General features: G+C 34.9%; 21 protein-coding genes. 14 read left to right on the top strand and 7 right to left on the bottom strand.

Going from position 1 to position 22,851, the window contains the following annotated elements; all coding sequences use genetic code 11:
- Positions 1-55 precede the first annotated feature (55 nt).
- The 3 genes from BLT48_RS04130 (at position 56) to BLT48_RS04120 (ending at position 3,252) form a co-directional block, all read left to right on the top strand.
- Positions 56-1,015: a glycosyltransferase family 2 protein gene (locus tag BLT48_RS04130; RefSeq protein ID WP_176944061.1), complete on the top strand. Its 960-nt coding sequence runs from the start codon at positions 56-58 to the stop codon at positions 1,013-1,015.
- A 193-nt stretch (positions 1,016-1,208) separates the two neighbouring features.
- Positions 1,209-2,600, top strand: a complete 1,392-nt coding sequence (lpdA, locus tag BLT48_RS04125) for a dihydrolipoyl dehydrogenase (RefSeq protein ID WP_089975433.1) — start codon at positions 1,209-1,211, stop codon at positions 2,598-2,600.
- Between the two features lie 106 nt (positions 2,601-2,706).
- A complete protein-coding gene (locus BLT48_RS04120) occupies positions 2,707-3,252 on the top strand; it encodes a dihydrolipoamide dehydrogenase (RefSeq protein ID WP_089975430.1) in 546 nt (181 codons plus the stop codon).
- Positions 3,253-3,472: 220 nt separating this feature from the next.
- Here the strand turns inward: BLT48_RS04120 and glmS are convergent, their stop codons facing one another.
- The 5 genes from glmS to BLT48_RS04095 all read right to left on the bottom strand — a co-directional run bounded on the left by glmS (position 3,473) and on the right by BLT48_RS04095 (position 8,664).
- A complete protein-coding gene (gene glmS / locus BLT48_RS04115) occupies positions 3,473-5,281 on the bottom strand; it encodes a glutamine--fructose-6-phosphate transaminase (isomerizing) (protein ID WP_089975428.1) in 1,809 nt (602 codons plus the stop codon).
- Positions 5,282-5,834: 553 nt separating this feature from the next.
- Positions 5,835-6,503, bottom strand: a complete 669-nt coding sequence (locus BLT48_RS04110; protein ID WP_035023395.1) for a deoxynucleoside kinase — start codon at positions 6,501-6,503, stop codon at positions 5,835-5,837.
- A 118-nt stretch (positions 6,504-6,621) separates the two neighbouring features.
- A complete protein-coding gene (locus BLT48_RS14300) occupies positions 6,622-7,725 on the bottom strand; it encodes a peptidoglycan-binding protein (protein WP_089975424.1) in 1,104 nt (367 codons plus the stop codon).
- A 456-nt stretch (positions 7,726-8,181) separates the two neighbouring features.
- Positions 8,182-8,406, bottom strand: a complete 225-nt coding sequence (locus BLT48_RS04100) for a DUF2922 domain-containing protein (RefSeq protein WP_089975420.1) — start codon at positions 8,404-8,406, stop codon at positions 8,182-8,184.
- A 54-nt stretch (positions 8,407-8,460) separates the two neighbouring features.
- Positions 8,461-8,664: a DUF1659 domain-containing protein gene (locus BLT48_RS04095; protein WP_035023387.1), complete on the bottom strand. Its 204-nt coding sequence runs from the start codon at positions 8,662-8,664 to the stop codon at positions 8,461-8,463.
- A gap of 360 nt (positions 8,665-9,024) precedes the next feature.
- On the opposite strand from BLT48_RS04095, the gene BLT48_RS04090 reads away from it, so the two are divergent.
- The 8 genes from BLT48_RS04090 to BLT48_RS04055 all read left to right on the top strand — a co-directional run bounded on the left by BLT48_RS04090 (position 9,025) and on the right by BLT48_RS04055 (position 17,259).
- A complete protein-coding gene (locus BLT48_RS04090; RefSeq protein ID WP_089975417.1) occupies positions 9,025-9,756 on the top strand; it encodes a DUF6088 family protein in 732 nt (243 codons plus the stop codon).
- A gap of 189 nt (positions 9,757-9,945) precedes the next feature.
- Positions 9,946-10,770: a YflT domain-containing protein gene (locus BLT48_RS04085; RefSeq protein WP_089975414.1), complete on the top strand. Its 825-nt coding sequence runs from the start codon at positions 9,946-9,948 to the stop codon at positions 10,768-10,770.
- A 223-nt stretch (positions 10,771-10,993) separates the two neighbouring features.
- Positions 10,994-11,863, top strand: a complete 870-nt coding sequence (locus BLT48_RS04080; protein ID WP_089975411.1) for an SDR family oxidoreductase — start codon at positions 10,994-10,996, stop codon at positions 11,861-11,863.
- Positions 11,864-12,060: 197 nt separating this feature from the next.
- Positions 12,061-12,972 carry a general stress protein gene (locus BLT48_RS04075; RefSeq protein ID WP_089975409.1) on the top strand — a complete coding sequence of 304 codons (912 nt, stop codon included), beginning with the start codon at positions 12,061-12,063 and terminating at the stop codon, positions 12,970-12,972.
- Between the two features lie 139 nt (positions 12,973-13,111).
- Positions 13,112-13,966: a recombination regulator RecX gene (gene recX / locus BLT48_RS04070; RefSeq protein WP_089975406.1), complete on the top strand. Its 855-nt coding sequence runs from the start codon at positions 13,112-13,114 to the stop codon at positions 13,964-13,966.
- The gene (gene mutY, locus BLT48_RS04065; RefSeq protein ID WP_051923394.1) at positions 13,963-15,171 is read left to right on the top strand and encodes an A/G-specific adenine glycosylase; all 1,209 of its coding nucleotides are present in this window, start codon (positions 13,963-13,965) and stop codon (positions 15,169-15,171) included. The genes recX and mutY overlap by 4 nt, the downstream gene beginning before the upstream one ends.
- A 511-nt stretch (positions 15,172-15,682) precedes the next feature.
- Positions 15,683-16,219, top strand: coding sequence for a nucleoside tri-diphosphate phosphatase (ntdP, locus tag BLT48_RS04060; protein WP_013711011.1), 537 nt, complete (start codon positions 15,683-15,685; stop codon positions 16,217-16,219).
- A 200-nt stretch (positions 16,220-16,419) separates the two neighbouring features.
- The gene (locus tag BLT48_RS04055; RefSeq protein ID WP_035023375.1) at positions 16,420-17,259 is read left to right on the top strand and encodes a hypothetical protein; all 840 of its coding nucleotides are present in this window, start codon (positions 16,420-16,422) and stop codon (positions 17,257-17,259) included.
- Between the two features lie 45 nt (positions 17,260-17,304).
- Here the strand turns inward: BLT48_RS04055 and BLT48_RS04050 are convergent, their stop codons facing one another.
- A complete protein-coding gene (locus BLT48_RS04050) occupies positions 17,305-18,402 on the bottom strand; it encodes an FUSC family protein (RefSeq protein ID WP_035023373.1) in 1,098 nt (365 codons plus the stop codon).
- A gap of 126 nt (positions 18,403-18,528) precedes the next feature.
- Complete coding sequence (locus tag BLT48_RS04045) at positions 18,529-19,821, bottom strand: glutamate-1-semialdehyde 2,1-aminomutase (RefSeq protein WP_089975403.1); 1,293 nt, start codon at positions 19,819-19,821, stop codon at positions 18,529-18,531.
- Between the two features lie 232 nt (positions 19,822-20,053).
- Between BLT48_RS04045 and BLT48_RS04040 the strand changes: the two genes are divergently transcribed.
- The 3 genes from BLT48_RS04040 (at position 20,054) to BLT48_RS04030 (ending at position 22,587) form a co-directional block, all read left to right on the top strand.
- Complete coding sequence (locus BLT48_RS04040; protein ID WP_035023368.1) at positions 20,054-20,512, top strand: Fur family transcriptional regulator; 459 nt, start codon at positions 20,054-20,056, stop codon at positions 20,510-20,512.
- Positions 20,513-20,698: 186 nt separating this feature from the next.
- Positions 20,699-21,682 (top strand): LacI family DNA-binding transcriptional regulator, encoded by a 984-nt coding sequence (locus BLT48_RS04035; RefSeq protein ID WP_035023366.1) that lies wholly within the window; start codon positions 20,699-20,701, stop codon positions 21,680-21,682.
- A 14-nt stretch (positions 21,683-21,696) separates the two neighbouring features.
- Positions 21,697-22,587 carry a diacylglycerol/lipid kinase family protein gene (locus tag BLT48_RS04030; RefSeq protein WP_035023363.1) on the top strand — a complete coding sequence of 297 codons (891 nt, stop codon included), beginning with the start codon at positions 21,697-21,699 and terminating at the stop codon, positions 22,585-22,587.
- The last annotated feature ends 264 nt before the right edge of the window (positions 22,588-22,851 follow it).

Raw genomic sequence — 22,851 nt, 5'->3', positions numbered from 1 at the left:
GGGAACATAGACTAGGCTGACTATTCATAATGTTGTGCAGAAAGGAGGAGCAGTTATGTTGTCCATCATTGTTCCGGTATATAATGTAGAAAGTGTTTTAAAACATTGTTTAAACAGCTTAAGATTTCAGTCTTATCGAAACATTGAAATTATTTTAATCAATGAAGGATCTACCGATATGAGTGGCGCTATATGTGATCGTTTTGCGCGAGTAGATTCTCGGTTTAAAGTACTTCATAAAACCATAAAAGGGCATTCTGAAGCTTTGAATACTGGATTACTTTCAGCTAAAGGTGAGTATATCAGTTTTGTTGATCCAATCGATCGGATAGACGGTTTGATGTTTGAAAATTTACTATTAACGATTATTAAAAATGAAGCAGATATCGTTATAGCTAATTATGGAGAAGAGTTAAATCAAGATGAAAAAGAATTGATGGAGCTCTCAAGTACAGTTAATTGGACTAAAGAGACAGCTCTAAATATGATTGTTGATCATTTTAGATTAAAAAGTTTTTTATGCAATAAGCTTTTTTCCGTTGATTTATTCAGAATTGACCCGGTGCTGGAATTTGATTCGACATTAGATATTTTTGGAGATTTATTGATGTGTGTACAATGCATTTTAAAAAGCTCTAAGATTATCTATGATCCTAACTTGCATTACCATTATATAGCCTATAAGCATATCCCTTTCTTTAATGGTCTTACACAAGAAAGACTTTCTGGTCCTAAAGCACTAATGAAAGTCATTGAATTAACAAAGAAACTAGATAACTTTAATGTTTCAACAGTAAAAGATATTTATGTCAGCTATTCGATTCAATTATTGATGCAACTTCTAAATGAAGAGAATCAAGATTACCATCAAATCGAAGAAGTGAGGCAAAATTTATATCGATTTTCTATAAATGAACTTAACAGCCAAGATGTTAAAATGTCTTGTATAATGGCCAAAAAAATGACGATGATTTATTATAATTTTTGGAAAATGAGAAAGAAAACATTAGATTAGTTTGGAAGTGTTGTATCGTTTCACAGTCCCTTCAAAGAGATAGATGTGAGAATACATTATATTTGAATTTTTTTCACATACTCAATCTATTTTACTTGTATATTTTGGATTTTCAAGTAGAATGGGATGTGAATCTATTTATTATCTTTTTTTTGAAGATGATAGGTAAAAAATGAGAAGGAGTTGACCTTTCATGGCAACTAATCAAAAAGAAACGATTATTATTGGAGCTGGACCAGGAGGTTATGTTGCAGCAATTCGAGCAGCGCAACTAGGACAAAAGGTTACAATTATTGAAAAAGAATACATCGGTGGGGTTTGTTTAAACGTCGGTTGTATTCCTTCTAAAGCCTTGATAACTGCTGGACATCATTTTCACAATGCACAACATTCTGAAGTTTTTGGAATCACAACTTCTAATGTAACGCTAGATATTACAAAAATGCAGAACTGGAAAGATACAAAAGTAGTAAGCATGCTAACACGCGGTGTTGAAGGGTTATTGAAAAAAAACAAAGTAGAAATTATTCGTGGAACAGCCGTATTTACGGATAAAAATCACTTAACGGTTGAAACTAAAGATGGATCTAAAAATCTTGAATTTAAAAATGTTGTTATTGCTACAGGTAGTTCACCATTAGCAGTTTCAGAAGTACCATTTGGAGGACGTGTTGTGGACACAACAGGCGGTTTAAACATTAAAGAGCTTCCAAAACGGTTAGTAATCGTAGGTGGTGGTTATGTTGCTACTCAATTAGCTTTTGCTTTTAATAACTTCGGCTCTAAAGTAACCATTCTTGAAAAAGAAGATAGCATTATCAACTTCTTTGATAAAGATATGGTAAAATTGGTCAAGAAAAGTTACGCTGATAAAGGTGTAGATGTTATTGAAGGTGTAAATATAACTAAATCTTCACAAACAGATGAGGTAGTAACAGTCACTTATGAAAAAAATGGCAAAGAAGAAACGATTGAATCAGATTATGTGTTGGTTTCTGTAGGTCGAGTGCCAAATACATCTAAATTGAATTTAGAAGCTGTTGGCGTTAAATTATTAGAAAATGGCAGAATCGATGTAGACGAATCATTGAGAACTGGTGTTGAAGGCGTTTATGCAATTGGAGATATTACTCCAGGACCAGCATTTGCGCACAAAGCAAGTCATGACGCAAAAATTGTAGCAGAAGTTATTTCTGGTAAAGAAGTTGTTGTGAACTACAGTACGATGCCGATTGCTGCTTATACAGAACCTGAAATAGCTTCAGTAGGTATGTCAGCCGATGAAGTAAAAGGCAATAAAGAATACAAAGTCAGCAAATTCTCGTTAGCAGGTAATGGACGTGCATTATCATTAGATGCGACTGAAGGATTTGTCCGTATGATTACTGAGAAAAAAACAAATAAAATCGTAGGAGCTCAAGTTATTGGAGTAAGCGCGGGAGACGTTATTGCTGAATTAGCATTGGCGATTGAGTTAGGTATGGTTGCTGAAGATATTTCATTAACCATCCATGCTCATCCGTCACTTGCAGAATCAGTAATGGATACAGCTGAACTAGCATTAGGATTACCAATCCACATGTAAGTCGACAAATTAAAAGCTTGTAAGTAAAGGATTTCCTTTACTTACAAGCTTTTTTGTATTTAAATTACGGTAAGGAGAAATGGTTAACAAGACAAGGGGGATTAAAATGTCAGAAAAACTAAAGAACGCTTTTCCGAGCAATTGGGTTGGGCTTAGTCCAGCGCGTTTCCGAAAATACAAAACATGGATAAATGCTGTTAAACCTGGGATATGTGGAACATATGTTGCAGCCGTGATTTTGCACGATGTTTTCAACCAAAGTTATGGGATTGATTTAGAAAAAGAGAAATTGATTACTGGATTAAAGACAGTTATTGACGATACCTTTCCATATAAAGGAACCTTTCCTTGGGATGTTTGGCACGGATTGGATTGGGTATTAAAAGATAACGCCGATTTTTCTGTTAAAATACATTTTGTTCCTGAGCGTAAAGTCATTTCACTATTAAATAGGAAGAATCCGATTCCAGTAGCAGTGGGTACGGCAACTTTATTTGGTAGTCCTTATAAAAATCATTGGGTAGTGGTTTATGCATATGGTTACAATCAAGAAGGGAAATTATTTTTTAAAGCATACGATAATCATGGAAGATATACGGCAATTTTGCCAGCTTCACAAACAATAGGTTGTGTATGGATAGAACCGAATTAAACGACAAGTAGAGATAAAACCCCGGTGATTCTGAAAGTGAAATTCAGAATTACCGGGGTTTTAGACTAATTAAGAATAAAATTTAGATTCTTCGTCAAAATGGTGTTGATAGAGCAAACCAAAATTTCTTCTGGAATAGACAGAATTGCTTGAGAAATTTCGTGCAATTTATTTAATTAAGCTATCAACACTAAAAAGTATAGAGCCAAAATTTATAGATTTACTCAACAGTTACGCTTTTAGCTAAGTTTCTTGGTTTATCAACGTCGTTACCACGGTGTAAGCTTGTGTAGTAAGCAATTAGTTGCGTTGGAATAACACTAACTAATGGAGTTAACAAGTTGTGCACTTTTGGCAATACGTATGCATCGCCTGATTGATCTAGACCATCCATAGCGATAATCATGCTATGAGCGCCACGAGAAATAACTTCTTGTGCATTACCACGTGTGTGTCCAGCAGTTGCTTCATCCGTAATAATTGAAATAACAGGCGTACCTTCTTCAATCAATGCAATAGTTCCGTGTTTCAATTCACCAGCTGCAAAGCCTTCTGTTTGTACGTAAGAAACTTCTTTTAATTTAAGAGCAGCTTCCATAACAACGTAGTAATCAATGCTGCGTCCAATATAAAATGCGTTACGACTGATACTTAAATGAGTAACAGATAATTGTTCGAAAACTTCTTTTTCATCGATAATCGATTCGATTGCTGTAGCAGCGATACCGAGTTCATGTGCCATATCTACATCTAGTTCTAATCCTTTTTTGCGGCCAGCAAGCTCTCCGAGAATGGCAAGAACAGCGATTTGAGCTGTATAAGCTTTTGTTGAAGCTACAGCGATTTCTGGACCAGCATGTAATAATAAAGTATATTTTGCTTCTCTAGAAAGAGTAGAACCTGGTACATTTGTTAATGTTAAAGAAGGGAAGTTCAAATCATTAATTTTTACCAATACTTGACGACTGTCGGCTGTTTCGCCACTTTGAGACAAGAAAATGAAGAATGGTTTTTCAGTCAATAAAGGCATGTTGTAACCAAATTCACTAGATAAGTGAACTTCTGTAGGAATATTTGCCAAGTTTTCAATAATTTGTTTGCCAACCCAACCCGCATTGTTACTTGTACCACAAGCGATGATGTAGATGCGGTCACTTGCTGTCATTTCTTCAAGAATAGCTGAATCAATTTCTAATTCACCATTCTCATTTTGATAATTTTGGACAATTTTACGCATAACTGCAGGCTGTTCATCAATTTCTTTTGCCATGTAGTGAGGGTAAGTACCTTTACTTAAATCATTTGCGTCTAATAGTGCAGTATATGAAGCACGAGTGATCACGTCACCAGATAATGTCTCGATTTTGATGTCATCTACTGTTAATGTAGCAATTTCACCATCCATCAGTTCGACAAATTGATTCGTTTCTTGAATCATTGCCATGGCATCGCTACAAATAACATTAAAGCCGTCACCTCTACCTAATAAAAGAGGACTTTTATTTTTTGCTGCATAAACAACATCAGGATTTTCATTATCGATCAAAGCTAAAGCATAAGACCCTTTTAAAGCTACGATTGCTTTTTTGAAGGCATCGATTGTTTCTAAGCCTTCTTCTTCAACATACCATGCAATCAATTGAACGATGATTTCAGTATCTGTATCACTATGCAACATTGTTTCTGTAAGGAAAGCATCTCTTACTGCTTTGTAATTTTCAATTACTCCATTATGAACAAGATTAAAACGACCACTATTTGATTGGTGAGGATGAGCATTTTCAACACTTGGTACACCATGAGTTGCCCAACGAGTATGCCCAATACCGGTTTTTGCAGGAACATTATGGTCTACTTTTTCTCTTAAAGCAGCAATACGTCCTTTTTCTTTAAATAAATGTCCGTTGTCTTGTTCATCCATTACGTAAATACCAGCTGAGTCGTAACCACGGTATTCTAACATTTCAAGTCCTTGTAATAAAATATCTTTTGCATCTTGTCTTCCGATATATCCTACGATTCCACACATTTTTAAATTCCTACTTTCTTTTCTATAATAAAGAGATTCATATTGAAATTAACTTCTTGGTCTTTTTGTGATAAAGTACGTATAATTGTAATTTTTAATACGTAATATTTAATTGGTATATACACTAAAAAAAATACTAATCTGTCAAGCAGGTTAATAGTAAAGGATTAAAAAAATAAAGTCAACACAATTTTGGAAAGTGGTATATTGGTCTATATCAGTTTGGTGATGGACAATATCACTACACTACTATGTTGTAAGCGAATACAAAAAGTGTAGGAATAATTTAAGAAAAATTCAAGAAACGAAGAATATATTGAATAATACAATCGAGTGCGTTCAAGAGAAAAATTGGTTGGCTTAAGTATAGTCAAATCGTGAACTCAAGCTCAAGTCTGCAAAACAGCTGAATAATAAGAACTCTAACTTTTAGGAGGTGGTACCATGGCTCTATACAAGCAAATCCGTTTATTCCAGAAGTAATTTCTTTTACAACACAACTATCATTTATTAAACAAAAAAACAATTGAGCAAAATATGCTCAATTGTTTTTTTATCCAACGGAATGTTCATTTCTAACCGCTTCTAATTTTTCTGTGACCATATTGAGAACTTTTTCAGCATCTTCTAACTTTTCTAAATCATACTGATTAATATCAATTATCAGAGTAGCACTTTTATCGTAAGCGTTAAACCAACTATCGTATTGACTATGAAGATGAGTATAATAGTCTAGCAGACCACTATTGTCTTCAATTTGCTCAAATGAACGACCACGTTTTTCAATTCTATTCAAAACAGTATCCAAAGAACCGCGTAAGTAAATGAGTAGATCAGGAGATTTTTTAGGCATACTGTCTAGTTCTTCCATCATGTTATCCAATAAATCTAAATAGGTTTCCATCTCAGCATCGCTCATATTTCCTTCTTCATAATTGATTCGAGTAAACAAGGCATCTTCGTAAATCGAACGATCTAATACATTATTTTCATGTTTGAAGGCAGCTTTAATGCTTCTAAAACGAGTATTTAAAAAATAAATTTGTAATGAGAAAGCCCATCTTTCAGGATTTTCATAAAAATTTTCCAAAATCCGATTATCATCCACACTTTCATAGAAAGCCTCGCTTCCTAATGCTTCTGAAATGAATTTTGTGTAGGTACTTTTACCAGCACCAATCATACCAGCTAAAACAATCACAGCTTTGTTGTCTCCCTTCATATAACGGTCACACTCCTATCAAAGACCGATGTCTTCTTCATTCTTTTGCGTATGTTAGTATACCATATATTAAAGGAACTGTTCAGGTAATTTTAGAATGATGGAGGATGGAACTGATTCAACTAAATAATTTCTGACATGTTTTTGGTCCAGTGATGCCATCAGCTAAAAGGCCAAAATTATGTTGGAACTGTCTGACGGCCGCTGTTGTTTTTGGGCCATAGTGGTTATCGGGCGTTCCTAGGTTTAACTGATAGTTACCTGTTAAGAAAGCTTGAACTACATAAACATCCCAGCCTGAAAGTCCAGTTTTTAAAATTCTCATTTTTGAAGCAGATTCAGGCCCCCAATAGCCATCTGGTTTGGAACCAATTGTTTTTTGAACAAGGCGGATTAAGCTTTGTTTGGTCACTGGGCCAAAAAGACCGTCTTGTTTGATACCAAGAGTTTTTTGAATAGTCTTTATAATCGCAAATTGGGAAAGGGGAGCTGGATTTGAAGAATTTGTTGAAATGATTAATTTTTGACCGACTAAGATAGTTTCAGAAGATAGGAGATTGATTGTTTTCAACCAAGTAATAGTAGTATGGTACTTTTTAGCTATGCTCCATAAAGAATCGCCTTTCACTACAATATGGTACAAATGATTTGGTTTTGTAGGTGAAGATGGCGATAAAAAATCCTTTTGAGTAGTTGAGGATAAGTCATGAGCAAATTGTGTAAGAGAAATACCGTGTTGCATTAGATAAGCATCGGGATCGGAATGATTAGTACCACCTATATTGTTGGAAATCCAATGATGCGTTTTAATGCCTTTTGATGCAAGAGTCGTACCCGTATTTAATGAAGTAAGGATTCCGGCTTCCACAGCAAGTTTTTTTAATAACCATACATAAGCTAAATAGTCTTTTTTAAATAAAGCTGGATTCGATGTGCGTGCTAATTCTACTTGAGCATATGCATGAGGATTGGCATTTTTTCCAGCGCCATATTGTACTTTTCCTGTTTGAGCGATCTGGACGATTCTTCCACCTCCACCAACCCAATGACTTGTGAAGGCACCATTTTTCTGTGCCATTCGTTTCATATAAGCAATTTCATTTTCTAGAGAAAGTGCTCCTGTATTGTTTGCGTTCCCCGATTCATGGGCAATAACAAAACTTTTACTAATTAAGTTTTTCTGAGTGATTGTTAAAAGCTGTTGTTCAATGATATAAGTCATTTTTATTCCTCCTATAATCATCAAAAAGGGCGAGACTACTGTCCCACCCTTTTCAAATAATCAATTAAACGCCTCTATATTTTTGAGTGTTGATAGCTTAGTTAAATTGGTTACAGCATATTTCTGGAGGAATAGGTTTGCTTGTAGCCATGCATTGGATTCAATGTGAATTATAAAGCGTTAGCGCTTCATTGGGAGTGTGGCTAAAAGCGTTTAGACCTGAATCACTGGAGCGAATAAGCGCAGTATGGTCACCGACCATCGAGCATTATTTGTGAAGTGGACGTCAGGTCTGCTTTTTGAAACACGTTCTAGAATAGAGCATCTTCAGACGTTCCCATGGCTCTCCACAAGCAAAACCGTCTATTCCAGAAGAAATTTTGAGTTGTTCTATCAACACTATTTGATGAAGAGCTAATTAAACTAGACTTGATAGTGCTTCACCATAATGTGTTGTTATTCTACTTCAAAGATATCATTTACTACGCGTTCGACATAGCGAGCTCCTGCTACAGTAGCGTAAGGATTTGCGCCTTCAATTTGAAACATGTTTAATGAGATAATTGAATTCATTGCTTGCTGAGCTTTTTCTGTAGTTAAATTAAGAATAGGATCTTTTACACTCAGTGTTTTTGACTTTCCTAAACTAGTTACGAATCTTAATTCCAATGATTTTGCCATTTTTATTTCCTCCTTAGTGGGTAACCTGATTTAAGTGACTGTTCTTTCTATTATTTAGCGTGTAAATGTGTATTCTTCAACCATGACTGACTGTACATAAGGCAGACTTGTTAAAGATTCTAAAGCTGCAGAAAATCCTTCCACTTGTTCATCTGTAACAGAGTTGACCGTGTTAGAATAGCTGCGTTTTACTGTTTTTTCATTTGCAGCATCCTCAAAATGTACTTCAATTGCCCCTTTTGTCCATTCTTTTTGCATAATCTTTTCCTCCTTATAAAATAAGTTGTTGTGTAAGTTTTTGTCATGACATCTTACATCCTTAATAACGTTTTGAAAGAAGAGTGTGTTACTTAGTAAAGAATTAAGCTATTTCTTCTGTTTATAGAAAGTAGTATACTAAACAAAATTTCGACAGAAAAACAATCGTTTTCTAATTTAGAAAAAACGATTTAAGCGTTTACAAATCCTTTGATTTGATGGATAATAAGTGAATTATCAAAAGGGAATGCTTTTACTTGCGAAACAGTTTTTAATTTTATAAACTTAAAAATAAATAGCGTTTTTTAATTATACTAGACTACTAAAACACTTTTAAGCCAGACGAATAAGGAGGGTAACATGAATTTAACGAAACTTGTCCAAACATATATCTTGAATCAGACTATTGGGAGTCCAATTTTTATTTCAGATATTATGCATTACATAGAACAATTTGCTGATGATCAAAAAATGAGTCAACAAATAAGAAAAAATGTGAATGTTATTTTAATGAGAATGGTAAAAGATGGGAACTATTTAAAACGTTTTGGAACTGGAATCTATTATCGGGATGATATTGACCAAGGAGAAGAAACTGGAATTGACAGTATTGAACTGATTAGGAGAACTTACATAGAAGATAAAAGAGGGAATGTATTTGGATATCTTACAGGAGCAGCTTTTTTACATAAATTAGGGCTTATCGAAAAGTCTCCGCACAAAATAATTATTGCAACCAATGCAAAAAGAAATGGCAATATTGAAACAACAGACATGGAGTTTAAGTTGGTCAACCCTTCAACAACGGTGACCCGTGAAAATTATCGGTATTTGCAAATATTGGATTTAATAAAAAATGATTTGATAAATGGAGATAACGTTCAATATAGCTTTGTGTTGACACATTTTATGAATAAATATCAGTTAAAGGAAGCAAAACTAGTAGCGTTAGCTGTGGATTTTTATAGTCAGAAAGTCGTTGTTAAAGTTGCTGAATTTATTAGCAACAAAGTTTACTTAGAAGAACAGAAAGATGAAATCATTATCACGTTGGATACTACGAAGCAAAAGGAATTGTATGAGAATGATTAAGATTTTGAATCATACTTAGTAGTTTAAATTTAAATCATGCCTCTAGTAAAGGCATCTTCTTTGCTAGTGATATGATTTTTTGCTATCATGATTATAAATTAAGGGTGACTAAACAAAGTGAAAATTGTCACTACGTAGCAAAATGTAAAACTATTCAGCGTTACTATACGAAATGGAGTGTGAGTTCAAATGGATAGAAGAGTTGAAGGAACATATACATCAAAAGAAGAAACGGTAAGTGCAGTAGAAAGACTCATTAATGAAGGATATGCTTCAGATGAAATTATTATTGTGACCAATGAAAAACATGAAAAAGAATTAGAAGATTTGACCCTGGTAGAGGTTGATGCTGTAAATCCTACTGAAGGATTGTCTCTTTGGGAAAAATTAAAGGAATCTTTCAGTTTTGGGCGATACAATTCGGATGAAGTTTCTAATCCTTTTGAAGAATATGGTGTGGAAGAAGATATTGGCGAACATTATACAGAAGCTTTAGAAAGCGGAGAGATTGTTATTCTAGTCAATAGTGCTGGTCCATCAAAAACACAACAGTTGTCTCAAGTAAATGAAGAAGTACTAAATGGTCACGCTGAACAAGTAGCGAAAGATCCAGTTAAAGCTCCTACAAAAGAAAAAACGGATGCTATACCTGGAGAGGGAGAACAATTCGATCCTTCTAAAGCACAATCGTCTAGAGAAGATATCGAAGGAAATCCTGTAACAGCTCCAGATAAACAAAGTTCAAATTCAGATGTGTCTATTAGTCCGATTACGACGAATCAAAAACAAGATGACAAGATACTGTCATCAGAAAATGAAGGTCATGTATATCCTGACAATATCAGTAAAGGTGTTGTGGATGGAGGAGATTCTTCTCACAGCAAGGGAATTGAAAAAACATCAGAATCTAAGCCTGAACTGAACTCAACACAACCCGAAAGTGATGCGTATTATAGTAATAGTTACGAAGAAGCTGGCGGAAAAACGATTCGAAAAGATGACGAAGATAAATAACAAGTAGCGTTAATGTTTCAAAAAATTATACAAAAAAGGATCGAGACGTAAAAATCTTGATCCTTTTTTGTATAAACGTTTTACAGTTCACGCTATTAAAGGGTGTATGATAAATGGTGTTGGTGTTTCAAAAGAATTTTCTTTTGGACAAGTCTTCATATTTGTATTCATTTTCCTAAGTTGCTATGCTTAATTTGTAGAGAAAATTTAGGAGGAATGAGAAATGACAAATTCTGATAAAGAAACTCAAAAACCAAAGAAAAATTATTTGATTAATGATGACAGCAAAAATATTAATCCAGAGCCACAAACCGAAGATCCAAATTACAAAGCAGCAGGTAAACTTAAAGGTAAGACAGCTATCATTACTGGCGGAGATAGTGGAATCGGACAAGCTGTAGCGATTGCATTTGCAAAAGAAGGCGCAGATGTTGCTATTGGCTATCTAGAGTCAGAAGATGATGCAACCTATACAAAAAATCGAATTGAAAAAATTGGTCAAAAAGCTTTAGTATTTAAAGGTGATGTAGGACAAGAGTCTTATGCTAAAGAGGTAGTGTCAAAAGTAATCGAGGAATGGGGCCACCTAGACATTTTAGTCAATAATGCCGGTGAGCAGCATGTCCAAGAGAAAATTGGTGATATAACCGCAGAACAATTGGATCGAACATTTAGAACCAATATCTTTAGTCAATTTTACTTTGTGAAAGCTGCGATGCCTCATTTATCAGAAGGGGCATCAATTATTAATACAACATCGATTACAGCTTATCGTGGGAGTGAGCACTTGTTAGATTACTCAGCTACTAAAGGTGCCATTACGGCTTTTACAAGATCACTTTCTCAAAATAGTGAAGTGATTGATAAAAAGATTCGCGTAAATGGTGTGGCTCCGGGTCCAATATGGACTCCGCTTATACCAGCTACTTTTACAGAAGAACAATTAAAGGACTGGGGTAAAGGCGGAGCAATAGAAAGAGCTGGTCAAGCTTTTGAATTAGCACCGACGTATGTCTATTTAGCAAGCACAGACTCTAGTTATGTTTCTGGTCAAGTGTTACATGTTAATGGTGGAGTGGTCATAAACGGCTAAAATAGTTTCTTGATTTTTAAAGAATTACAACTAAATGCACTTTTAATCTAATGACAAGTCGTCTATTTTGAAATCACGTTTTTCATTTGGTACAGTTAATTATAGAAATGAAATGTTTGATTTTAGTCCTCTTGATTGTTTAGCAATTTGTTTAGCTAAACCGTAAAGAGGATACAAAGAAGAGGAGCGTGTAAAGGATGAATAAAGTAGTTATTGGTTCATTTTCAAATGTACAAGAAACAACGGCTTGTGTAGAGCAATTGATTGCAGAAGGCCATTCAACAGACAGTATTAAAATTGTAACGACTAATCAAAATCCTGCAACGATTCAAGGTCAGACAGGTGTAGAAATCGATAAAGTTTCAGTGGAAGAAAAAGAATCTTTCTGGAATAAATTTAAACAGTCATTTGCTGATTCAGATGAGGATTCAGCGTTAGAAAATTTTGGTGTAGACGAAGCTAGTGCAGAACAATACAATACGTCTTTGGAAAAAGGTGAATTCATTGTACTTGCGGATAAAGTAGCAAATACAAAAACCAATTTAACTAAAGAAACTTCTAGAACTGTTGGTCAGGCAGGGCAAGGTGTGCGAGAAGTCAGGAATGCTTCACAACCGACCGATGAAGTGAGTTATGCAAATGATGGAAATGACTATTTAAACAATGCAGAAGTTCCGTTAACGAATCAGTTCACAGAACAAGATGAATTTGATGAAAGCAGCAGTGTGAAAACTGATTTAACCGACACCACAGTTCCTGAAACAATCGAGGAGGATGATGTTATGGCAGATTCGATTAGACAAGAGAACAAACCTAGATTACAAGATAATCAAGATAACGAATCAACGAATGGTGCATTTAGTAAAGATCAAGATCGAAGGGACGATACTAGAGACGTGGTGACTCCTCCTATTGATCCATTAAATCATCAAGAGTACGATCCTAATGACAACCCATTACAAGGAAGGCCTCCAACAGGTTCAGTACCAAAAGATGAACCATCTGGGCCAAGTTCACAAAACCAAGAAGAGTTAGATTTACCTAATTTTGATGGCAGCACATTATCTGGCCAGCCAAGAAATGATCCAAAAAGAGATTTTCCAAATTAAAAAATAAAAAAAGAAGCGGCTCCGACTTAGGTCAGTGCCGCTTTTGTTATGCACCTACTTATGTAATGCTGGATTTCCGAACGTGTGTTTGTTGTTGTTTTATGTTATAATAATGGAACTGAAGTAGGAGGGTGAAGCTATGATTTATAAACTCAATAGTGGAGATAAGGACTCTTCGACATCTGCATTACCTAAAATCACAAAAATTGAAGCGCAGAAACGAAAAGGTCGCTACAATATTTATTTAGATGGAGAATATGCTTTTCCTGTTGATGAAACTATTTTAATTAAGCACATTTTGCATAAAGGAATGGAGATTTCAAAAACCTTTCGTCAAGAATTAGAGATAGAAGATGGTTACCGCAAAGCTTATACGAGAGCGCTTGTTTATTTGAACTATTCTTTGCGTTCAATAAAAGAAGTAAAAGATGATTTAATCGCTCATGAATTTACTAGTGAAACTGCTGATCAAGTTGTTGAACAATTAAAAGAACAAGGTTACTTAAACGATTTAATGTATGCTGAAAGTTACACAAGAACCGCTGCAAATGTTAGCGGAAAGGGGCCTTACGTGATAAAAAGAGAGTTGAAAAAACGTGGAGTTAAAGATGAAACGATTGAAGAAGCAATGGAACAATATCCGTTCGATCAGATGGTTGAAAATGGTGTTGCCTTAGCAGAAAAAGTTATGCGCCGTTCTTCGCAACATTCATCCAGAGAGACTAACAACAAAATTCGTCAAAACTTAATGCAAAAGGGATTTCAGTCTGATGTTATCACACAAGTATTGGAAGAAATTAATACAGAAAAAGAAGTAGATGATGAGTACGAAGCATTAAAAACACAAGGTGATAAAATTTGGCGCAAGCAAACGAAGTTAACCGGAGCTAAAAAAATTCAAAAAGTTAAAAGCGGATTATTTCAAAAAGGATTTTCTGGCGATTTAATTACGCAATACATCAACGAAAAAGAAATGGAAGAAGAGGAAGAATGACATTAAGTGAATCAAATTTAGATGCAGCGAACAAAAATGATATTTATGGTATTCCTATGTGGTCTCAAGAAAAAATCGATCGATTCAGAGAAACTCTTTTAAGTTGGTATGATTTAGAAAAGCGGGATCTACCATGGAGAAAAAATAATGATCCGTATCGTATTTGGGTCTCTGAAATTATGTTGCAGCAAACAAGAGTAGATACCGTTATTCCGTATTATTTAAATTTTATGAATACTTTCCCCACGATAGAAGCATTAGCACAAGCACATGAAGATATATTGTTAAAAGCTTGGGAAGGATTGGGGTATTACTCACGAGTTCGCAATCTGCAATTTGCAGCTCAGCAAATTATGAACGATTACAATGGAGAAATGCCAACAGATCCTAAAGAAATCAGCAAACTTAAAGGAATAGGACCGTATACAACTGGTGCGATTTCAAGTATGGCTTTTGGACTTCCTGAACCAGCTGTAGATGGGAATGTAATGCGTGTGTTGAGCCGGTTGTTTGAAATTGATGCGGATATTGCTAAGCCGGGCAATCGCAAAATTTTTGAGGCTATCATGCGAGAATTGATTGACCCCTATAAACCAGGAGACTTTAATCAAGCGTTTATGGATCTGGGTTCAAGTATCTGTACGCCTAAAAATTATCATCCGGAACTAAGCCCTGTCAAAGAATTTAATCAGTCTTATCAAAATGGCACATGGGAGAAATACCCGGTAAAAAGTAAAAAGAAGAAAGCAAAACCGGTTTATTATATAGGAGCGATTATTAAAAATTCAAGTGGTGCTTTTTTACTAGAAAAGCGCCCTGAAAATGGCTTGCTGGCTAATATGTGGACTTTTCCAATGATTGAGGAAGAAATAGTGATTCAAGAGACGGGAATTGCACACGGAACATTGACTCAGATAGACGACGAAGAGCAAACAGAACAAGTGGTAAAAAAAGTCATGGCTGAACTGGAAAAGAACTACAAAATTAAGCCAACTTTAATGGAAGCACCCTTTGCTGAAGTTCAGCATATTTTCAGTCACTTAAAATGGTTCATCGCTGTTTATTATGGACAATTACGAGCAGAGGAATTTATTGATATTCCTGAAAACTGTTATTGGGTGATGCCTTCTGACTTTGATCAATATGTATTTCCGGGCCCTCAAACTAAAATGTGGCAGAGTTATTTGACAAAATTTGATCATTAATCTGACAAGAATAAATCAAAGACACTTTTTTCAGTAGCAATTGAAAGAAGTGGTCTTTTTTTTATTTTTTTGGTTGTCTGACAAATAGTATTAGTGCATCAAACTAAAATTTCTTCTGGAATGAACGGGTTTGCTTGTATAGAGCCATGAGACCGCCTGAAGCTTATCATCTTCAGGCTTTCAAGCCTCAAACAGAGCGTAACCGCTGAAGCGTCAACGCTCTGTAATTCGCATTGAATCCAATACATGGCTACAAGCAGCCCCTATTCCTCCAAAAATTTTGTATAATCAATTTTAGAAATCTACCAACACTAAAAATTATAAACCCATTTTTTCAAAATTTCGTTTAAGAGATGTTTCTCATTTTTTTTTCATTATTTATTTGGTTTTATACTATAAAGATTAAGAGTTGTGATATAATAAGTACGAGTCGAGTGTTCATTCACTCTCTGGTTTATTATTTACTAAGTTCTTACGATCTTTATGTGAGAAAAAGAAAGTTGGGTTAGGGATGCATATTCCAAAAGAAGGAGAATACATCACAATCCAAAGCTATAAACATGATGGCAGTTTGCATCGCACTTGGAGAGATACTATGGTACTTAAAACAAGTGATCAATCGTTAATAGGAGTGAATGATCATACTCTTGTAACGGAATCGGATGGCCGAAGATGGCTAACGCGAGAACCAGCAATTGTTTATTTTCATAAGCATTATTGGTTCAATATCATTGCAATGATAAGAGATAATGGCGTTTCTTACTATTGCAATCTCGCTTCGCCTTATGCATTAGATGAAGAAGGCCTGAAGTATATTGATTATGATTTAGATATCAAAGTCTTTCCAGATGGCGAAAAACGCTTATTGGATGTAGATGAGTATGAAGATCATAGCATAAAGTGGAATTATCCTGATGATATTGACCATATTTTAAAAGAAAACGTGAAAATTCTAGTAGATTGGATCAATGAAGAAAAAGGTCCCTTTTCACAAGATTATGTTGACATATGGTATAAACGCTATCAACAGTTATCACATAAGCAATGACCTTTTACTGGATAAGATGACAGTAATTTCTCTAAGATAGATAGAAAAATAGTAAAGAGGTTCCAAAATATTGGAGCCTCTTTACTATTTTAGCGAAAAGTATAGTGATTTTGAATAAATGTATGGTAAAATAATTAAGGGTTCAATAACAAATGAAATTATTCGAGAAAAAATTAAAGTACCGATAAGGAGTGAAAAAAATGTCTAAAAAAAGCGGGTTTATTATTTTTTTACTAGTCATTTTAGCTGGTGGAGTTGTTTTTTTTGGAATGAGCTACTCAAAAAAACAGCGAGAACAATTAATGACAGTTGCTGAACAAACAGACCAAAAAGTAGAAGAAGTAACAAAAGAAGACGTAACTGCACAGATTGCTGGATATGAAGAAAATCGTGGCGAACTTTCGATAATAGACTATTTAAAGTATGTCAGCTTATTAAAAGATGAGGTTTCAATCAGTTTTTATGGGGACATCGCCCAAGAAGAGCAATGGGTTTCTGAAATAGATACATACATAAAAGATCAGATTGGCAGCACAATGAAAGTCAATCGTTTGCCTTATACCGATTATAATACTTATCAATTAATTAGTGAAAATAAAGTAACGGATCTTGCTCAAACAAATCCAGATGTTGTATTTTTTCAATTGACTCCTTATGCTGATCAAGAATTAGACATCGCTTTAGCTGATTCAAGCGATTACTTAGAAATGAATTATGCTGCAATAAAAGATGTCTTGCCAGAAGCATTGATTGTCTTCGTTTCTCCTAATCCAAGCAGCAGTGAAAAAGGAGACACAAATTCAAGAACACTTGACTATACGTCTTATTTAAATGAGATGATATCAACCGTCGAGTCTAATGAATGGATTGGATTTAATCTTCACGACAGCTACCTTGAAAAACTTGAGGCTGACGGAATTTCGTTGGAAAGTACTTTAACAGAGAATGGTAAATCAATGAACAGTGAAGGAACTGCTGTGTACAGTACTTTATTCGAAGAAGCATTAAATCAAAAAAGAGATACTACTAGTGGAATTTAATTAATGTATTCAAAAAGCAGTTGAGCGAATAAGCTCAACTGCTTTTTATTGTTCAATGTGTTCGATGTTAGAAATGTCTGTATCTGGGTTCCAGTCGTTTCCTTTATAACTACTAACTAGGATATTTAAATGCTCTAGATATTCTTCATATTTTAAAATACTGGACATGATATGAATAACTGCATTACTTTGGCCGTAATCATCATGCATGTATTCTTCCAAACTCGCTTCGTCAAAGAAAGACTGCATGAATTCTCTTCTCAGCGGGGCTTTATACGCAATAAAGTTTACGCTATCTGGTGAAACACGGCCGTTAAATTTTAATAAGATTTGTTCATGAGCTGTGAGTAACGTTTCCAGACGTTCACGTATCAAGATACGTAACTCTTTTGGGAAATGATTAAAAGAGTTCTCGTATTTATGAAACGTGTAAGATAAGTTATAGGCTTCTCTTGTTGTTGCAATAATTTGTCTATAAACAACGACTTTACGCAATTTTTGAATACGATCTTTTTTTCTTGTAGTCACTCCTTCATCTTTAAATAATGAAAGGTAGACATCCATTCGATTGAGCTCTGATTTGATCCATTTTAAATCTTTTTTTAGAATAGGATATTGACTGTTTTTTCGCACACTTGCACGTAAAAATTTCATAATTTCAGTTGTTGAATAGTCGGTAACGTGATACAATTTTTCCTCATATTTTGGAGGGAACAAAATTGTATTCACCAAGAAAGCAATAAAAACCCCCATAATGGTAGCTCCAACTCGTATAGAAGCATAAAGAATAAAATTATCTTCGGTAGTTTCCATAATCACAATTAACGTTACAGTAGCTAAACCAATCACACTGCTAAGATTTAATTGATTCAAGATAGCAATCAACAGACAAGCAGCTAACCCGACAATGATATAGTGATTGCCTAAAGTTAATGTGATGCATATAGCAACAAAAGCGCCAATTAAGTTAGCAATGATGCGATCTTTTAGTGTATTGATGGATCTTTTGACTGAAGGCTGTAATGCAAAGATAGCTGATATAGCAGCTAACACACTGCCTGAGGGGAAATTTAATAATGCAGGAATAGCTAATGCGAGCGCAACAGAAATTCCAGTTTTGAGCGTTCGTGCTCCAATTCTCATAAAATAGTATCACTCCGTTTTATTGATAGTTATACTTGTATGATAGGCTACTCAGAGACAATAAGCAAAGAATTTATAGTGAATAGTTTGAAAGTTAAGATAATATTAAAACAAATAGCTGTGATTTCAAGAAAGTTTAGAAAAAGCTTTATCAATCGCTTTTTTGGTTTCATCAATATCTTTTTGTGTATGCATGATAGTTAAAAACCAAGCTTCATATTTACTTGGGGCAAGATTGATGCCTTCGTCCAACATGGCTTTAAAAAATCTTCCAAATCTTTCGGAATCTGTATTTTTTGCATCTGCATAATCTTCAATTGGATGATCTGAGAAATAGACGGTCAGTGATCCACCAATTTGGTTCACAACTGTTGGAATATTATATTTTTTACCAGCCGCAAGAAGAGTATCTTTTAATTGACTAGCAAAGTCAGCCATTCTTTCATAGATTCCAGGTTCTTGTAAAACTTCTAAACAAGCAATTCCAGCTTGCATAGAAAGTGGATTTCCAGACATTGTACCAGCTTGATAAGCAGGTCCAAGAGGAGCTACAGTATCCATAATATGTGCTGGACCACCATATGCACCAATCGGTAATCCTCCACCAATGGATTTTCCAAATGCTGTTAAATCAGGAATGACTCCTAACATATCTTGAGCGGCACCGTAATGGAAACGGAAGTTAGTGATTACTTCGTCATAGATGACCAAAGCTCCATACTTATGAGTGATTTCATTGACTGCTTCCAGAAATCCAGGTTTAGGGCCTACCATACCAAAGTTTCCGACGATTGGTTCCACTAAAACAGCCGCAACTTTGTCTCCAAATTTTTCCATAACTGCTTTGTAAGATTCACTATCATTGTAAGGTACAGTAATCACTTCTTTTGATGTACCTACTGTGACTCCACCAGAATCTGTCGTACCTAGTGTAGAAGGACCGCTGCCGGCTTCAACGAGAACAAGGTCAAAATGACCATGGTATTGGCCAGTAAACTTAACAATCAATTCACGATTTGTGTACGCGCGAGCAACACGAACGGTTGTCATAACAGCTTCAGTTCCCGAATTTGTAAAACGTACTTTATCCATTGAAGGAATAGCTGAGGTTAACATCTTTGCAAAAGTCACTTCATGTTCAGATGGCGTACCAAATAACACACCTGTATCTGCAGCTCTTTTTATTGCTTTTGCAATATGAGGATGGTTGAATCCCGTTATAATCGGTCCAAAAGCTGCTAAATAGTCAATATATCGATTGCCATCAACATCATATAAGTAGGCTCCATCTCCACGCGCCATGGTAACCGGATTACCTCCGCCAACGCCTTTAAATGAGCGGCTCGGACTATTCACTCCTCCAACAATAACTTGGTTCGCTTCGTGGGCCAACCGATCGCTTTGAGTATGGTTCAACATAATATAATTGCCTCCTTAAAAGTAAAATCATTTCTATTGTAATGCTCCTACCGTAGAAGTGCAATATTTCCCTCGTCAGTGGATAAAAGGATTTATTTGCAAAGTTAAGATAGAAAAGTTATCATTAACGTATAGGATATTTATTATAAAATGATAATCACTATTAAGTGATATCTGAGAAATGATAAATTTAAAAAAGTGTTTACTAGTTGAAATTGAAAGGAAGAAAGAGATGACCTCACACCATTTAGTTGCTCATTCGATTGAGAAATTAAAACGTGCGCATATACGTATTACTCCGCAGCGCTATGGCATTTTAGAATATTTAATTGAGAATGACAACCATCCGACAGCGGATGAAATTTATCAAGCTTTGTCAGGTAGATTTCCAAATATGAGTGTGGCAACCGTTTATAATAATTTACGACTGTTTACAAAAGTAGGTTTTGTAGATGAGATGAATTATGGAGATGCTTCAAGTCGATTTGATTTTACTTCTGCACAGCATTACCATGCTATTTGTGAAGAGTGTGGAAGAATTGAAGACCTTTATTATCCAGGATTAGAGGATATTGGTGAAGTCACGACTACTCTGACTGGCTTTAAGGTTAAGCGACATCGATTAGAAATTTACGGAATCTGTCCCGAATGTCAATTGAAATTAGAGGAACAAACAGGAGATAGGTACTAAGAGTTATAGAGCTGGATAAAAAAAGTACCTTTTATAGGTGCTTCTTTATTTTCCGTAAAATTAAATGAGATTAATTTTACGGAACATTGACACAAAAATAAATTCTCTTTACTATGAGTTTTACAATGGAAGTTACAGATAAAATATATAGCTAGAGATAAGACTAGATAAGGAAAGGGAGACAGTATGACTACACTTAATGATGTTGCGAAAAAAGCGAATGTATCAAAAATGACTGTGTCCAGAGTGATTAATCATCCTGAACAAGTAACTGATGAATTAAAAAAACTGGTTTTTGAAGCAATGGAAGAACTTAACTACCGTCCAAATGTTGCTGCGAAAGCATTGGTCAATAACCGTACACAAATCATAAAATTGTTTATCCTTGAAGAAATGGACACTACAGAACCTTACTACATGCATTTGTTAACTGGTATCGCACGAGAATTAGACAATCGTCATTATTCTTTACAATTGGTTACTAAAAACAATTTTGATATCGGGGCATGTGATGGATACATTATTTGCGGCATGCGTGAGAGTGATTACGATTGGATAAGTGGTGCTACAAAACCGGTCGTTTTATTTGGTGAAAATCGGCATGGATATGATTTTGTTGATTCAAACAACAAAGAAGGAATTGCGAAAGCAACACAATACGGCATTGATTTAGGGTATGAGAACATCATTTTTATTGGGATGGATGTAAAAGAACCTTTTGAATATTCACGTGAAAGTGGGTACATAATTACTCTTCAAAAAAATAAGCGTGTATCAGAAATTCATCGTTTTGAAAATCGTTCGCGTTATGCTGCAGAGTTTATTAAAGAAAATTGGAATAAATTCAAACCCAACACACTCTTTATTTGCAGCTCAGATCGCTTAGCAATTGGGATCCAAAGAGGCATTATCAATATGGGTGGAAGCATACCAACTGATTTTGGTATTATTGGATATGATGGCGTTTTTCTAGATCAGATTGCCTTTCCTCAACTGACTACAGTAAAACAACCCGTTATTCAAATGGGAGAAGCTTGTGCTAAAATGGTGTTAAATAAGATCGAACAAAAAAATGCATCTCAAGGAGAACTTTTTTTTACTCCAGAATTAATTGTTAGAGGAACAACTATACAAAAAAAATCTTCTCAAAATGTTAAACACTTATTTTAGAAAGAAGAATAAATATGACTAAAGCTATGATTATTGTAAATCCTTCTTCGGGTGGAGAAAAAGCAGAAACATATATGGAAAAATTAAAAAAACAACTTGAGCCTGATTTTTCTGAACTTATCATTAAGAAAACAAAAAAGGCGGGAGATGCAACAACTTTTTGTGAAGATGCAGCCCTGGAAAAGTATGAAGTTGTTTTTGTATTGGGCGGTGATGGAACTGTTAGTGAAGCCGTTAATGGATTGATGTTGCACCAAGCTCAAACGATATTAGGAATCATACCGCTTGGAACAGTTAATAATGTTGCTAGAGCTTTGGGAATTTCAACGAATCCTGATGTAGCTATTGACTCACTAAAACAGTTGAACGTTAAGAAAATCGATGTAGGAAAAGTAAATAATCGCTATTTTATCAGTTCGACTTCGGTTGGTCCTATACCTGAATCGGTTCAAGAAGTAGATATAGAGATGAAAACAAAATTCGGCATTTTTGCTTATTTGATTGAAGGAATAAAGGCATTGAAAAATGATGAAACGTATACCTTCGAACTAGATATTGAAGGAGAAAAATGGACAGCTGACTATAGTATGCTTTTGATTGCCATGAGCAATTTTGTTGGAGGAATAGGTACCGTTATTCCTGAAGCAGAGGTTGATGATGGATCTCTCCATTTAGTAACTTTGAAAGAGACAACGATGAAAGAAAAATTAAGTTTAATGCCAGAATTGTTTCAAAATACAGATTACACAAAAAATCAATTGGAACACCGCTCGTTTAAAAAAGCAACGATTCGTTTGTTAGAAGACAAAGAGATTAAATGTACGGTTGATGGCGATAAGGGGATGACATTCCCGCTTGAACTTGAAGCAGTCCCGCATTCATTGATGGTTTTGTGTAGTAATTAATAATGGTCTTATACTATTTGGAGTGAGAAATCTATTCACCAAATAGTATAAGGCCATTTGCTTTGCACTAGAACTAGTGAGAGCTTTAACCGACATTGTCATTTAATATTCTTAAACAAAAAAGATATGATTTAAAAAATTCCAGAAGTAAAAAGCTTCTGGAATTTTGCCTGCAATACTTATATATGTCATTATCCAACCTCTTTCTACTAGGCAATTAAACTTATTGTAATTAAATAATAATTCCAATTTGTAAAGTGTTTA

This window comes from Carnobacterium viridans, from assembly GCF_900102725.1.
Lineage (GTDB): Bacteria > Bacillota > Bacilli > Lactobacillales > Carnobacteriaceae > Carnobacterium_B > Carnobacterium_B viridans.
Note: the sequence above shows the minus strand (reverse complement) of the source record. Positions and strands in the feature narration are given on the sequence as shown.